The organism is Microbacterium limosum, from assembly GCF_036324365.1.
Classification (GTDB): domain Bacteria; phylum Actinomycetota; class Actinomycetes; order Actinomycetales; family Microbacteriaceae; genus Microbacterium; species Microbacterium limosum.
This window is the reverse complement of record NZ_CP137080.1, coordinates 1,019,382-1,033,355: the sequence shown is the minus strand read 5'-3', so window position 1 is coordinate 1,033,355 and position 13,974 is coordinate 1,019,382. Positions and strand designations below refer to the sequence as shown.

General features: G+C 70.9%; 17 protein-coding genes. 2 read left to right on the top strand and 15 right to left on the bottom strand.

Annotation, left to right across the window (positions count from 1 at the left end):
* Window positions 1–43 precede the first annotated feature (43 nt).
* From RYJ27_RS04985 to rpsB, 6 genes are all read right to left on the bottom strand, one after another.
* Window positions 44–622 (bottom strand): DivIVA domain-containing protein, encoded by a 579-nt coding sequence (locus RYJ27_RS04985; protein WP_330171643.1) that lies wholly within the window; start codon window positions 620–622, stop codon window positions 44–46.
* Window positions 619–1,635, bottom strand: coding sequence for a phosphatidate cytidylyltransferase (locus RYJ27_RS04980; protein ID WP_330171642.1), 1,017 nt, complete (start codon window positions 1,633–1,635; stop codon window positions 619–621). The genes RYJ27_RS04985 and RYJ27_RS04980 overlap by 4 nt, the downstream gene beginning before the upstream one ends.
* 8 nt (window positions 1,636–1,643) lie before the next feature.
* On the bottom strand, window positions 1,644–2,198 hold the full coding sequence (gene frr, locus RYJ27_RS04975) for a ribosome recycling factor (RefSeq protein ID WP_330171641.1): 555 nt from the start codon (window positions 2,196–2,198) through the stop codon (window positions 1,644–1,646).
* A 53-nt stretch (window positions 2,199–2,251) separates the two neighbouring features.
* Window positions 2,252–2,971, bottom strand: a complete 720-nt coding sequence (gene pyrH, locus RYJ27_RS04970; RefSeq protein WP_330171640.1) for a UMP kinase — start codon at window positions 2,969–2,971, stop codon at window positions 2,252–2,254.
* Window positions 2,972–3,064: 93 nt separating this feature from the next.
* A complete protein-coding gene (tsf, locus tag RYJ27_RS04965) occupies window positions 3,065–3,892 on the bottom strand; it encodes a translation elongation factor Ts (protein ID WP_330171639.1) in 828 nt (275 codons plus the stop codon).
* 67 nt (window positions 3,893–3,959) lie between these two features.
* Complete coding sequence (gene rpsB / locus RYJ27_RS04960; protein ID WP_330171638.1) at window positions 3,960–4,871, bottom strand: 30S ribosomal protein S2; 912 nt, start codon at window positions 4,869–4,871, stop codon at window positions 3,960–3,962.
* Between the two features lie 296 nt (window positions 4,872–5,167).
* Here rpsB and RYJ27_RS04955 point away from each other — a divergent pair, with 296 nt between their 5' ends.
* On the top strand, window positions 5,168–5,791 hold the full coding sequence (locus RYJ27_RS04955; RefSeq protein WP_330171637.1) for a murein hydrolase activator EnvC family protein: 624 nt from the start codon (window positions 5,168–5,170) through the stop codon (window positions 5,789–5,791).
* A gap of 10 nt (window positions 5,792–5,801) precedes the next feature.
* Here the strand turns inward: RYJ27_RS04955 and RYJ27_RS04950 are convergent, their stop codons facing one another.
* From RYJ27_RS04950 to RYJ27_RS04910, 9 genes are all read right to left on the bottom strand, one after another.
* Window positions 5,802–6,713, bottom strand: coding sequence for a tyrosine recombinase XerC (locus tag RYJ27_RS04950; RefSeq protein ID WP_330171636.1), 912 nt, complete (start codon window positions 6,711–6,713; stop codon window positions 5,802–5,804).
* Window positions 6,714–6,716: 3 nt separating this feature from the next.
* Window positions 6,717–7,928, bottom strand: a complete 1,212-nt coding sequence (gene dprA / locus RYJ27_RS04945; RefSeq protein ID WP_330171990.1) for a DNA-processing protein DprA — start codon at window positions 7,926–7,928, stop codon at window positions 6,717–6,719.
* Between the two features lie 5 nt (window positions 7,929–7,933).
* Window positions 7,934–9,466, bottom strand: a complete 1,533-nt coding sequence (locus tag RYJ27_RS04940; protein WP_330171635.1) for a YifB family Mg chelatase-like AAA ATPase — start codon at window positions 9,464–9,466, stop codon at window positions 7,934–7,936.
* Entirely contained in the window at window positions 9,463–9,825 is a 363-nt protein-coding gene (locus tag RYJ27_RS04935; protein ID WP_330171634.1) for a YraN family protein, read from the bottom strand. The genes RYJ27_RS04940 and RYJ27_RS04935 overlap by 4 nt, the downstream gene beginning before the upstream one ends.
* A gap of 127 nt (window positions 9,826–9,952) precedes the next feature.
* Entirely contained in the window at window positions 9,953–10,279 is a 327-nt protein-coding gene (locus RYJ27_RS04930) for a DUF2469 family protein (protein WP_330171633.1), read from the bottom strand.
* Window positions 10,280–10,335: 56 nt separating this feature from the next.
* Window positions 10,336–10,992 carry a ribonuclease HII gene (locus tag RYJ27_RS04925; protein ID WP_330171632.1) on the bottom strand — a complete coding sequence of 219 codons (657 nt, stop codon included), beginning with the start codon at window positions 10,990–10,992 and terminating at the stop codon, window positions 10,336–10,338.
* Complete coding sequence (lepB, locus tag RYJ27_RS04920) at window positions 10,989–11,738, bottom strand: signal peptidase I (RefSeq protein WP_422732863.1); 750 nt, start codon at window positions 11,736–11,738, stop codon at window positions 10,989–10,991. The genes RYJ27_RS04925 and lepB overlap by 4 nt, the downstream gene beginning before the upstream one ends.
* 142 nt (window positions 11,739–11,880) lie before the next feature.
* On the bottom strand, window positions 11,881–12,228 hold the full coding sequence (gene rplS / locus RYJ27_RS04915) for a 50S ribosomal protein L19 (protein WP_330171988.1): 348 nt from the start codon (window positions 12,226–12,228) through the stop codon (window positions 11,881–11,883).
* Between the two features lie 166 nt (window positions 12,229–12,394).
* Complete coding sequence (locus RYJ27_RS04910; RefSeq protein WP_330171631.1) at window positions 12,395–12,898, bottom strand: MFS transporter permease; 504 nt, start codon at window positions 12,896–12,898, stop codon at window positions 12,395–12,397.
* 105 nt (window positions 12,899–13,003) lie between these two features.
* On the opposite strand from RYJ27_RS04910, the gene map reads away from it, so the two are divergent.
* Window positions 13,004–13,786, top strand: a complete 783-nt coding sequence (map, locus tag RYJ27_RS04905) for a type I methionyl aminopeptidase (RefSeq protein ID WP_330171630.1) — start codon at window positions 13,004–13,006, stop codon at window positions 13,784–13,786.
* Window positions 13,787–13,974: the final 188 nt, after the last annotated feature.

Genomic DNA, 13,974 nt, shown 5'->3' with positions numbered 1-13,974 from the left:
CCCGGCATCCGCCGCACGCTTTCGGTCGACGGGTCGCAACGCGTCATCGAACCGCGAGCATGACCTCGATCACGGCGTCCAGAACGGCATCCACCTGTTCTTCACGGTATCCCCGGCGCTGCATCCGGAAGGCCACGGATCGCACCTGCTCGACGCTGACGGGAGCACCCCGTTCGAAGTAGGCGACGAGACGCCCCGCAACGAGGTCCACCTCGTCGACGCGGTAGCCGAACCCCAGCAGCCCGGTGCGGGCGAACTTGCGCGTCGCGGGGCGCGAGAGGCGGTCGAGCAGCACCTGCGCCTCGCCGCGCGCACGCTCCACCCATTCGTGCGCACCGTGCTCGCTGACGGCGCTGTCCCGCTCGCGGGCCGCGAAGGCGTCTTCCACCCGGCTGAGCGCCGCATCGACGGGGCCGATCGCGTAGCCCCCCCGCACGAGCGGGAAGGATGCCGTGCGAACGGCAGCGGCGTCCAGGTCGGCGCCGGACACCCCCTCCGTGGAGGGGTCGACCTCGAACGCGGCACGAGCACGCTCGAGGAACTCATCGACGGCACGCTTGTCGTAACCGCGGGTTCTCCCGGGCGCATCGGGGAAGCCCGAAACGGGGTGCGTTTCGCTCACAGGGCCGCCAGAGGGGAGAGCAGGAGGAACAGGGCGAGGGCGGCCGGAGCCGAGGGGAGGATCGAGTCCAGACGGTCGAGCACGCCACCGTGCCCGGGCAGCCAGGAGCTCATGTCCTTGATCCCCAGGTCTCGCTTGAGCATCGACTCGCCGAGATCGCCCGCCGTCGCGGTCGCGAGGATGACGGCGCCGATGACGAGGCCCACCCACCAGGGCAGCCCCAGCATGAAGAGGGCGAGCAGCACACCCGCGCCCAGCGCGGCGACGACGGCGCCCGCGAAGCCCTCCCACGTCTTCTTGGGACTGATGCGAGGCGCCATCGGTGTCCTGCCCAGCGCCAGACCCGTCGCGTACGCGCCCGTGTCCGAGGCGACCGCGATGATGAGGAATGCGAGCACCCACCACTCGCCGTTGTCCTCCCGCAGCAGCAGCATCGCCAGGCTCGCCATGAAGGCCACGTAGATCTGCACGAGCACGGCCGCGAGGACGTCATCCAGCACCTCGCCGTACGTGCGGCCGTCGCGCGCGGACATCTGCACCAGCAGACGCCAGACGACGATGACCGCCACATCGACGAAGAGCAGCACCCAGAGCAGCCAGACCTCGGCGAAGAAGCCGGCGGCCACGAGCACGACCGCGAACAGCAGCTGCGGAACGAGGTCTATCTTGCGTCCCGCCCCCTGCAGGGCCCGGCCGAGCTCGAAGACACCGAGCAGCGCGACTCCCGCCGCGAAGATCGCGAAGACCCACTTGAGGAAGATGAGGGAGGCGATCACGACGGCACCGGCGGCCAGCCCGATCACGGTGGCGACGATGAGATCTCGCCCCGTCCGCTGCTTGATGCGCTCGTTCGCCTCGCCGAACTGGTCCCGTGCGTGGGCGACCTGCGTCTCGAACTCCTCGCGCGCCGCGCGGACGTGCGCCTGGAACGCAGCGGACTCCGCAGAACTCCCCCGCCGCGTCTGCCGCGTCGCCTCGGGTTCTGCCGGTCCCTCGCCGGGTGCGTCGGTCATCGCTGGCGTCAGACCTCGAGGAGCTCGACTTCTTTGCGCTTGAGGGCCTCGTCGATCAGATCGACGTGCGTGCGGGTCAGGGCGTCGAGCTCCTTCTCGGCCCGTGCGATCTCGTCCTCGCCGATGTCGCTCTTGAGCGCGTCCAGGTCGTCCTTCGCCTTGCGTCGGATGCCGCGAACATGGACCTTGGCGTCCTCGCCCTTCGAGCGCACGAGCTTGACGAACTCCTTGCGACGTTCCGCCGTCAGCTCGGGCATCGTCACGCGGATGAGGTTGCCGTCGTTCGTGGGGTTCGCACCGAGGTTCGGCATGTCCCGGATGGCCTGCTCGATGGCCTTGAGAGCGGACTTGTCGTAAGGAGTGACAACGATGGTGCGCGCCTCCGGGGTGTTCAGCGAGGCGAGCTGGGCGAGGGGGGTCGGCGACCCGTAGTAGTCGACCAGCACCTTCTGGAACAACTGCGGGTTCGCGCGTCCCGTCCGCACCGTCGAGAAGTCGTCCTTCGCCGCCTCGACGGCTCGATCCATGCGGGTGGCGGCATCCGCCAAGACGTCCGTGATCACGGTGACTCCTAACAGGGGGTGAAGCGTCGGTCCAGTCTAGTCAGCGACGCGCGTCACGCCGTGACCAGCGTGCCGATGGTCTCTCCGAGCAGGGCACGGGTCACGTTGCCGGCGGGCTCCATGCCGAAGACCCGCATGTCCATGCGGTTGTCCATGCACAGGCTGAACGCCGTCGAGTCGACGACCTTGAGTCCCTGCTGCAGGGCGTCGCTGTATGTGAGGCGGTCGATGCGGCTCGCCGTCGGGTCGAGACGCGGATCGGCGGTGTAGACGCCGTCCACGCCGTTCTTGGCCACGAGCACCTCCGTGGCCTTGATCTCGAGTGCCCGCTGGGCCGCCACCGTGTCGGTGCTGAAGTACGGCAGGCCGGCACCAGCGCCGAAGATCACGACGCGGCCCTTCTCCATGTGCCTCTCGGCACGGCGCGGGATGTAGGGCTCGGCGACCTGGGTCATCGAGATCGCCGACTGGACACGCGTGGCGGCGCCCGCCTGCTCGAGGAAGTCCTGCAGCGCAAGCGCGTTCATCACCGTGCCGAGCATGCCCATGTAGTCGGCGCGCCCCCTGTCCATCCCCCGCTGGCTGAGCTCGGCCCCACGGAAGAAGTTCCCGCCGCCGACGACGACCGCGATCTCGACGCGGTCCACCGCCTCCGCGATCTCGCGTGCCATCTGGCCCACGACGTCGGGGTTGACACCCAGCGCGCCCCCGCCGAACGCCTCCCCGGAGAGCTTGAGCAAAACCCTTCGCGTCCCGCTGGTCTCATCGATCACGGCGACTTCCTCTCGTCGTCTCCAACCTATCGCCGGTGGCCCGGCATGAGAAAAGCCCGCACCGCCTGATGGCGATGCGGGCTCGTCCCTGCGCTACGCGCCGACCTTGAATCGCGCGAAGTCGGTGACGGTGATCCCCGCCTCCTGCGCGACCTTGGCGACGGAGAGCTTGTTGTCCTTCGCGTAGTCCTGATCGAGCAGCGCGACCTGCTTGAAGAACGCGTTGACGCGCCCCTCGACGATCTTCGGCAGCGCCGCTTCGGGCTTGCCCTCGTTGCGCGAGATCTCGGTGACGATCTCCCGCTCCTTCTCGACGTCGGCCTCGGGCACGTCGTCGCGGCTGAGGTAGCTCGGGTTCGCGAAGGAGATGTGCTGCGCGATGCTGCGAGCGGTCTCCGCGTCGGAGCCGCTGTAGGCCACGACGACGCCGATCTGCGGGGGCAGATCCTTGCTCGTCTTGTGCAGGTAGATCTCGAACGCGTCGCCGGAGAGCGTGCGGACGCGGCGCAGCTCGACCTTCTCTCCGATGATGGCGGCCTCGTCGGAGATCAGCTGATCGACCGTCCCCGAGCCGGCGGGCGCGGCGAGAGCAGCGTCGACCGAATCGGCCGCTGCGGCGGCCGCGGCATCCGCGACCTTGTCGGCCAGCGCGATGAAGCGGTCGTTCTTGGCCACGAAGTCGGTCTCGCAGGCGAGTTCGACGAGGGTGACCTTGCCGTCCTGCTCGCGGGCCACGACGAGCCCCTCGCTCGTGGAGCGGTCGGCACGCTTCGCGTTGCCCTTCGCTCCCTTGAGGCGGAGGATCTCGACGGCCTTCTCGACGTCGCCGTCGGCCTCTTCGAGTGCCTTCTTGGTGTCGACCATGCCGGTGCCGAGCTGCTCGCGCAGCGCCTTGATGTCGGCGATCGTGAAGTTTGCCATGGGTGGTGGCTCTCCCTCTGTGGTTCTGGTGGGTACTCGGATGCCGGGCTTCTCACCCGGCAGAGGGTTACTTGGCCTCGGCCTCGGCGGCCTCGTCCGCGGCGGGACCCTCGGCCTCGGCGGCGGGCTCCTCGGCGGCGGCGTGGGCCTCCTCGCCGGCCTCGTCGGCGGCGGTCTCCGTCGACGCGGTGGAGACGTCGGCATCGCCGCTCGCGGTCTCCGGCTGCTCGAGGAGCTCACGCTCCCAGTCAGCGAGCGGCTCGGCCTCGGCCGACTCGTCGCTGGGCTGGTGACGCTGGATCAGGCCCTCCGCGGCGGCGTCGGCGACGATGCGCGTCAGCAGGCTCACGGAGCGGATCGCGTCGTCGTTGCCCGGGATGGGGAACTGGAACTCGTCGGGGTCGGCGTTGGTGTCGAGGATGCCGATCACGGGGATGCCGAGCTTCTTCGCCTCGTCGACGGCGAGGTGCTCGCGCTTGGCATCCACGACCCAGATCGCCGAGGGCGTCTTGGTGAGGTTGCGGATACCGCCGAGCGACTTGTGGAGCTTGTCGAGCTCGCGCTTCTTGATCAGCAGTTCCTTCTTGGTGAAGCCGCTGTCCGCCGGGTTGTCGTAGTCGAGCTCTTCGAGCTCCTTCATACGGGCGAGGCGCTTGCTCACGGTCTGGAAGTTGGTGAGGAGACCACCGAGCCAGCGCTGGTTGACGTAGGGCTGGCCCACGCGCGTCGCCTGTTCCGCGATGACCTCCTGGGCCTGCTTCTTGGTGCCGACGAAGAGGATGGTGCCGCCGTGGGCGACCGTCTCCTTGACGAACTCGTAGGCCTTGTCGATGTACGACAGCGACTGCTGCAGGTCGATGATGTGGATGCCGCTGCGCTCGGTGAGGATGAATCGCTTCACCTTCGGGTTCCACCGGCGGGTCTGGTGACCGAAGTGGACGCCCGAATCGAGCAGCTGACGAATGGTGACGACGGCCATGGCCGCTCTCCTTTTCTTCGGCGCGAGGCGCCGGTTCTGCGGTTTGACGAACCGGATCGGACGATGCGGTTCCCTGGTGCCCGACACGCTCCCACCCGAATGCATCGGGACCGAAGGGAGGTGTGCCGCGGGCGGCGAGGCCGCTCCGCTGTGGGCACGCGAAGTCACCCCGTTTCCGAGGTGCCCGCCCAGTGTATCAGCAGCGGACCTCCTCCCCATCGTGGTCGGCGGCTCGCTTCCCCGGGTTTCCGAGCCTCTCCGGCGGCGGTGCGGGCGATGCGCGCGACCCTGTCACCATGGACCGCGCACTCGGACGACGATTCGATCGACCGCGGCGCCGGGCGCTCGCGCTCACGATGGTGGTCGCCGTCCTGTGCACGGAGGCGCACGGCCTCTCGGCGGCCGCGGCGCCGTCCCACCGGGCGGGCCCTCACGACGGGATCATCGAAGCGCGCACGGAGGCCGTGTGGCAGTGGCCGCTGCCACCCCCTCGACGGATCGCCCGTCCCTACGTCGCACCGGTGCACGACTATGCCGCGGGGCACCGGGGGATCGACATCCAGCCGCTCGGTGATGACGCGGGCGGACGCGTCGTCACCGCTCCCGCCGACGGAGTCATCGCATTCGCGGGTCGGGTGGTCGATCGCTCCGTCGTGACGATCGACCACGGCGACGGGCTGGTCTCGACCGTGGAGCCCGTCGAGCCGCTGTGGCCCGCGGGCACCGCCGTACGCGCGGGCGAGCCGATCGCGCACCTCTCCGTCGGGGGTCACACGACGCCCGGCAATCTTCATCTCGGGGCACGGCGTCACGGCCGATACCTGAACCCCCTGGCACTTCTGGGCGACCTGCCGCGCGCCGTGCTCCTGCCGCTCGGATCCGCGCCTGCCGCACCGGGCGCGGGCGATCTCGGCCGATGAGCGGGGGCGGTCAGGCGCGGGGGTGCGCGAGCCGGTACGCGGCCGCGAGACGCTCGCTCGAGACGTGGGTGTAGATCTGCGTCGTGCCGAGGCTGGCATGCCCCAGTAGCTCCTGAACGCTGCGGAGGTCTGCGCCACCGTCGAGCAGGTGCGTCGCCGCGGCGTGCCGGAGCGCGTGCGCACCCACGTTCTCCGCGCCCATGACCGGCCCGATCCGGCGGGAGACGAGTCGGTGGACGACCCGAGGCGAGAGCCTGCCGCCGCGGGCGCCGAGGAAGAGGGCGCCGTGCGCGTCGGGGGCCGTGCCGGTGAGCAGGGCCGGTCGCACCGGCAGATAGGCTTGGAGGGCGCGCCGGGCGGGCGCTCCGAACGGCACCACCCGTTCCCTGTCCCCCTTGCCGACGACGCGCACGACCCCGCGCTGCTGATCGATGTCGTCGATATCGATGCCGCAGAGCTCGGACACCCTGATCCCGGACCCGTACAACAGCTCCAGCACGGCATGGTCGCGCCGGGAGATCGCGTCTCCGTCGGCCGCCTCCGCCGCCGAGCGCTCCATGACCTCCGCAAGGGCCGCCGACGGAGCCACGCGCGGCAACGTGCGCGCCCGCTTGGGCGCGGTGAGCCGCAGGCTGGGATCGGTCGGTACCAACCCCGTCTCGAGCGCCCACGAGAACAGTGCCCGGGCGGTCGCCGTGCGGCGCGCCAGCGTCGATCGGGCGTCGCCGCGTTCCGATGCATGCCACAGCCACTCCCGGAGCAGCTCGAGGTCCACATCGGTGAGCGCCGTGACACCTCGGGTCGCCGCGAGAGCCGCCAGGTCGCGAAGGTCGGCACGGTAGGCCCGCACCGTGGCCGGGGAGAGTCGGCGCACATCGCCCAGGTGGTGCGCGAACGCCTCGGATGCCTCGGTCAGCAGCATCCTTCAAGAATGCGCCCCTCCGCGCGCCGGCACCGCGGCGGCGCGCCGCCAGCCCACCGCCCCGCGCCTGGCCACCCCCTCGAGCTCGAGGAGCGCCAGGATCGCGCCGCAGTCGGCCGGGGCCAGGCCCGCCCGGCGGGCGACGTCATCGACCGATCGATCCGCCCTCGTCGAGAGGGCGTCGAGCACGCGAGTGGAGTCGTCGGTCGCCGGCCCCACGGCCCGCCGGACGGACGCCGAGCCACCCAAGAGGGAGAGCACGTCTTCGGGGCCCGTCACGCAGACCGCGTCGTACTCGCGAAGCAGGCGATGGCACCCCGCCGATGCGCCGCTCGTGACGGGACCGGGCACCGCGCCCAGCGGACGGCCGAGCGTGGCGGCGTGCCCTGCGGTGTTCAGCGAACCGCTGCGCCATCCGGCCTCCACGACGATCACGGCATCGGCGAGCGCGGCGATAGTGCGGTTGCGGGCGAGAAAGCGCCATTTGGTGGGCGCGCCCCCGGGCGGGATCTCCGAGAGCACCGTCCCTGTCGCGGCGATGCGCGCGATGAGATCGCTGTGGCCGGTCGGGTACGGCCTGTCGAGCCCACCCGCCAGCACCGCGAGGGTCACCCCGCCGCCGGCGAGCGCCGCTCGGTGCGCCGCTCCGTCTATTCCGTATGCGGCGCCCGACACGATGCGCACACCGGCTCCCACCAGTTCGGCTGCCATGTCGATCACGATCCGCTCTCCGTATGCTGTCGACGCCCGCGCGCCGATCAGGGCGACAGCCGGCCCGTCGGCAGCTGCCATGCGCATGCTCCCTCGGGCCCACAGGCATACGGGTGCGTGGTCGCCGAGATCGTCGACACGCATCGGCCACGCGGGGTCGCCCGGGACGTGGATCGACACCCCCGCCGCCCGTGCCGTGTGGAACATCGCCTCGATGCCGCCGCGCCGCAGGCGGGGTCGCCACCGCCGAAGGCCGTCACCCACCGCCCCGGGAGTCTCCAGCGCACTCCCGGGATCCTTCTCCGCCACGACGAGGAGGGCCTCCATCGCCCCCACGGCCTCGATCAGGGCACGTGCCGTCCGGTCCCCGGGTTCGGCCAGCAGCGACCACACGGCCCGCGCCCACCGATCGGTCATTGCCGCATCGTCCTCGGGGGCTCCCAGGCCCCGCAGGTCGTCCCGGCGCCGCCGTTCGCTCCACCCGGCCAGCTCGGCCGCCGTCATCGTGCTCACGTCGTGATCCCCTTCTTCAGAAACAGCGCCCGGCCGATCTCCGCGAGACCGGGCGCATCGATCCCCGCGACATCCGCGACGCTCCACGCGAGGCGCAGAACGCGGTCGTATCCCCGCAGCGTGAGCGCCCCTCGCGCGAGGGCCACATCGAGCGGGCGTCGAACGGAAGCGGGCAGCGCCAGCGGCCCCTGCCGCAGCCACGGCCCGGAGACCTCCGCGTTGAGCCGCCACGGCGTGGATTCCAGTCGACGGGCGGCCCGCGCCCGGGCCTCTGCCACCTGCGCTCGCGCGGCGGCGGTGCTGAGCCTTCCTCCCTCGTCCTGCGATGCGTGCGCAACGCTGACCCGGGTCATCTGCACCTCGATGTCGACACGATCGAGGAGGGGGCCGGAGAGCCGGCCGAGATAGCGCCGGATCGCCTGCGGCGGGCATCCGCACGACGCGCCGCGCACCCCGTAGTTGCCGCACGGGCACGGGTTGGTGGCGAGCACGAGCTGGAACCGCGCGGGGAACGTCGCGCTCGCGCCGGCGCGGTGGATCGTGATGCTCCCCTTCTCGAGCGGCTGACGCAGCGCATCGAGCACGGAGGGGGCGAACTCGGCCGCCTCATCGAGGAACAGCACTCCCCCGCTCGCCCGCGCGATCGCGCCCGGGCGCACCACTCGCGACCCGCCGCCGACGAGCGCCGCCGCGGATGCGCCGTGGTGTGGCGCCTCGAAGGGAGGAGTGCGGGAGAGCCGCGTGATCGGCTCTCCCGCGAGCGAGCGCACCGCGGCGGCCTCGAGCGCCTGGTCGTCCGCGAGCGGCGGCAGGATGCCGGGGAGCCGGGCCGCGAGCATCGTCTTACCCGCCCCCGGCGGACCCGACATCAGTACATGGTGTCCTCCGGCGGCGGCGACGACGAGGCCCTCCACCGCGTCCCGCTGGCCCACGACGTCGGCGAGCTCCGCCGCCTCGCCGGATCCGCCCGGCGGTACGGCAGCCGCGCCGACGGGAACCATGGCGCGTTCCTCGACCTCCGACCCGTGGAGACGCATGACGTCGATGAGCGAGACCGCACCGTGCACGTCGATGCCGGTGACCAGTGCCGCCTCGTCCCGGTTGGCGTGGGGCACGACGACTCGGCGTCGCCCGCCCCGCGCCGCCGCCATCACGGCGGGGAGGACGCCCGCGACGGGGCGCAGCCTCCCATCCAGACCGAGCTCGCCGATGTGCACGGTCTCCTCGATCGATGCCCGGTCCAACGGCATCGCGGTGGCGAGCGCCGCGACCGCGATGCCCAGGTCGAAGCCCGATCCCTGCTTCGGAAGCGCCGCCGGTGAGAGGTTGACCGTCAGCCGGCGCGCGGGCAGCGGCATCCCGCAGTTCGCCGTCGCGTTGCGCACCCGCAGCTGCGCCTCGCCGAGCGCCTTGTCGGGCAGACCGATCACGCGGAATTCGGGGAGCTGATTCGACAGGTCCGCCTCGATCTCGACGAGCGCGCCGTGCAGCCCCGTCAGGGCGACGCCCCATGTGCGCGCCACGCTCACCGCACGTCCTCGAGATGCTCGAGGGGCGCCGTGGCCGCGTCGTCGCCCGTGATCGCGATGGCGTCGATGCGCACACGACGCCCGCGCGCTTCATCGGGATGGGCGATCGCCCAGGCGACGGCGAGCCGGCGCAGCCTGTCGAGCTTGCGGGGAGTGATCGCCTCGAAGGGGTGGCCGTACCCGATGCCGCGCCGGGACTTCACCTCCACGGCCGCCAGGACGCCGTCCCGCTGCGCGACGAGGTCGAGCTCGCCCTCCCGGCAGCGCCAGTTGCGGGCGAGGATCAACCATCCGGCATCCGCCAGGTACCGTGCGGCACGCTCCTCGCCCGCGCGCCCGAATTCGTCCTTCGCCGCCACGGCCGCCTCCTCCCGCGCACCCGACGGCACGCGAGACCCACCGTGTCAGCGCGGCCGTGCCCGGAGGCTCGCCCTCGCGACGGTCGGGGAGAGATCGCGGATCAGACCCGCGGGGAGGAGGGCTGCGTCACTCTCCGTCGAGGGAGAGCTCCTGCGGCAGCTCGAAGTCGCGGCGGGAGAGTTCCTCGACGTTCACGTCCTTGAACGTGAGCACGCGGACGGCCTTCACGAATCGGTCGGCGCGATAGATGTCCCACACCCACACGTCAGACATCGTGATCTCGAAGTAGAAGTCGTGCTCGGTGTCGCGACGGACGACGTTGACGTCGTTGGCCAGATAGAACCTGCGCTCGGTCTCGATCACGTACTGGAACTGCGAGACGACGTCGCGGTACTCGCGGAACAGAGCCAGTTCGAGCTCGCGGTCGTAGTCCTCGAACACATCGTCATCCATGGTCCCCCCAGTCTAGATGGGCACCCGGCCATCCCGATCTCGACCGGCGCCGGCGCTCAGAACAGCGTGGCGGGCCGGATCGCCCACGACGCGCGGTGGTGGGGGCTCAGTCCATGCTCGGTGATCGCCATCCGATGGTCGGGGCTGGCGTAGCCCTTGTTCCGCAGCCAGTTGTAGGGCGGGTGCTGCGGGTGGAGGTCGACCATGAGCGCGTCGCGGGCGACCTTGGCGATGACGGATGCCGCGGAGGCGCTCGCGCAGTCGCGGTCGCCCTTCACCACGGGCATGACCGTGAGCCCTGTCGCTCCGGCCGGCGTGATGTAGTCGTGGTTCCCGTCGAGCAGCACGATCGCCTCGCCGGCCGCGACGCCCTGGGCGCGCAGCCCGTCCAGCGCCCGGATCGCCGCGAGGCCCAGGGCGCGGACGATCCCGACGTCGTCGACCTCTTCGGGGCTGGACCAGCCGACCGCGGATGCGCAGACCCACGCCGCCGCCCGCGTCGCCACGGCCGCTCGCCGGGCTTCGGGGATCAGCTTCGAATCGCGCAGCCCCTCCGGCATCCGTCGGCGCGACGCGGCCGCATCGATCGCCGTCGCGCCGACGGCGACGGGACCGGCGAGCGCTCCCCTGCCCACCTCGTCGCACGCGATGACGAGCGGGTACTCCCTCAGGAGACGCCGTTCGCGTGTCAGCGTCGGGACGGCGACCGTCACGGCGCCCCCTCGGGCGCGGGCACCCCCGAGAACACCTCGTGATGGAAATCGATGAGGCCGAACCGGTCGAGCGGATAGGTGATCAGGAACGCCCTGCCGACGAGATTGTCGAGAGGGACGAAGCCGGCTCCGGGCTGGTCCTGGTTGTACCGCGAGTCCTTCGAGCTGTAGCGGTTGTCGCCGAGGACCCAGAGGGAGCCCTCCGGGACCGTGACGTCGAACGCATCGGCGGATGCCGCGGTCTGCCCCGCCGGAAGCCGGAGGTACGAGCCCTCGTCGAGCGGGACGCCGTTGACGGCGATCTGACCGAGCGCGTTGCAGCACACGACCCGATCCCCCGGCAGCCCGATGATGCGCTTGATGAGGTGGTCGTCGCTGTCGGGCGCGGCGAGGCCGACGAGTGAGAGCAGCCATTCTCCGGCCTCGACCACGGGCGGACGCTCCGGCGCCGTGGACGGCGGCAGCCAGCCGCCGGGATCGCGGAAGACGATGACGTCTCCGCGGTCGTAGCCGCCGAATCGCGGCGTGATCTCGTCGACGAGGATGCGGTCGTCGACCATGAGGGTGTTCTCCATGGACCCCGAGGGGATGTAGAAGGAGCGCACCAGGAACGTCTTGACCAGGAACGACACGAGCACGGCGACGAGAAGGATGACGACGATGTCGCGCAACAGGGCCAGCGCGCTGCGGCGACGGCTGCGTGCGGGGCGGGACGGCTCCTCGACGTCGGTCACAGGGGTGCTCACGGTTCTTCCTTCATGACCGGGACTCACGCGCCGGCGCTCCACCAAGCGTCGCACATCGCGACGCGCAAAGGGCGCGGAGACGCCCCTGAACGGCGAAGGCCCCGGGCATCGTTCGCCCGGGACCTTCGGAGAGCAGAGGGGTTCAGCCCTCGCGCTTCTCCTTGATCTTGGCCTTCTTGCCGCGGAGGGCGCGGAGGTAGTAGAGCTTGGCGCGACGCACGTCGCCGCGGGTGACGACCTCGATGTGGTCGATCACGGGGCTGTGCACGGGGAACGTGCGCTCGACACCCACCTGGAAGCTGACCTTGCGGACCGTGAAGGTCTCGCGCACGCCGTCGCCCGAGCGGCCGATCACGACGCCCTGGAAGACCTGGATGCGGGAGCGGTTGCCTTCGGTGATGTTCACGTGCACCTTGACGGTGTCACCGGGACCGAAAGCGGGGATGTCGCTGCGCAGCGATGCTGCGTCGAGCGCGTCGAGGATCTGCATGATCGTCTCTTCCTGCGGCCGCCACAGGTCGGCCACGCGGGTGAAATGGTGGGTATGAGGTGTGCATGCGGAGATTCACTCGTCCGCGGGCTCCCCTGAGGCAGAGCCGGTCTCGGCACAAACGCCTATTCTGCCACGGATGCCGCGGCCCCGCCAAAACGGCCGCTCAGTCGCCGCGGGATCCTCGGCGGGACTCGTCGACGACGATGACCCGCGGCCCGTCCGCGCGGTCGGTGCGCTCCGAGGCCCCGGGCGACGGAGACGTCGCGCTGTAGCGCAGCATCATGCGCGTGCCGCTCTCGCGGGCGTCGCGCCACAGCTGCCAGAGGGACAGCCAGAACATCCCGATCCCCGCGGCGATGGCGCCGATCAGAATCGGCACGAACCATGCCTCGCTGAAGAGCCCGACCGCGATCGTGAGCGCGTGCCAGACCGTGAAACCCGCGACATCCGCCCACGAGACCGCTCGCTCCTCTCGCACGGAGGGCCGTGAGCGGACGAGGAGGGTGAGCACGAGCTGGCCCACGAGGACCGAGGGCACCGCGATGAAGAGGACCCAGAGGAACACCCACGCGCCGGCCTGGAACACCGCCCAGCCGACGACGAGCCAGAGCGGCAGGACCAACGCCGCCGGCAGGAGCCAGTGATAGTACGCCCTCCGCAGCCACATGACACCGATGCTACGCCGCGCAGCGCCCTGGTACCGGTGAGGCTGGGCGAGCTCCCAGGGCGGAACAGCGGCATCCGACAGAATGGTCTCGGCGAAAGGAACACGATGATCGAGCTGCGCACACCCGCCGAGATCGAGCAGATGCGTCCCGCGGGCAGATTCGTCGCGGAGACGCTCGCGGCTCTGCGGGAGGACACGAAGGTCGGCACGAACCTGCTCGACATCGACCGGCGCGCGCACGATCTCATCCGCCGCGCCGGCGCGGAGTCGTGCTACATCGACTACCACCCCTCCTTCGGGGCCAGCCCGTTCGGCAAGGTGATCTGCACCTCGATCAACGACGGCGTCCTGCACGGGCTCCCACGCGACTACGTGCTGCGCGACGGCGACCTCGTCTCGCTCGATTTCGCGGTCTCCGTCGACGGCTGGGTCGCCGACTCCGCGGTCTCCTTCGTCGTCGGCACGCCGCGCGACGAGGACCTGCGCCTCATCGACACGACGGAGCGCGCCCTCGCGGCCGCGATCGACGCGGCGACCGTGGGCCATCGCGTCGGCGACATCTCCGCGGCGATCTCCCACGTCGCCCGCTCCGACGGCTACTCGATCAACACCGACTTCGGCGGCCACGGCGTGGGACGGATCATGCACGGCGATCCCCACATCCCCAACGACGGCAAGGCCGGCAGGGGCTACCCCCTGCGCGCCGGCCTCGTGGTCGCACTCGAGCCGTGGTTCCTCGCCTCCACCGATCAGCTCGTGACGGACGCCGACGGATGGACGCTCCGCTCGGCCGACGGCTCGCGGGGCGCGCACGCGGAGCACACCGTGGCCATCACCGCGGACGGTCCGATCGTGCTCACCGACCGGTCGTGGCTCGGCGTCTCCTGACCTGACCGCCGCCTCGGCGGCCGATGCGGCAGTTCTCACAAGTGCCGCATCTCGGGCGTGAGGGAAACGTTCGCAGAGGGTAACGCGGGATCGATCCCCGCCGAAACACCCCGCCCGTAGCGTCGCCTGCCATGACCCCGCATGAGGACAACAGCGCGCCCCGCTGGCCGGCGCCCGCCGTCGGGAAC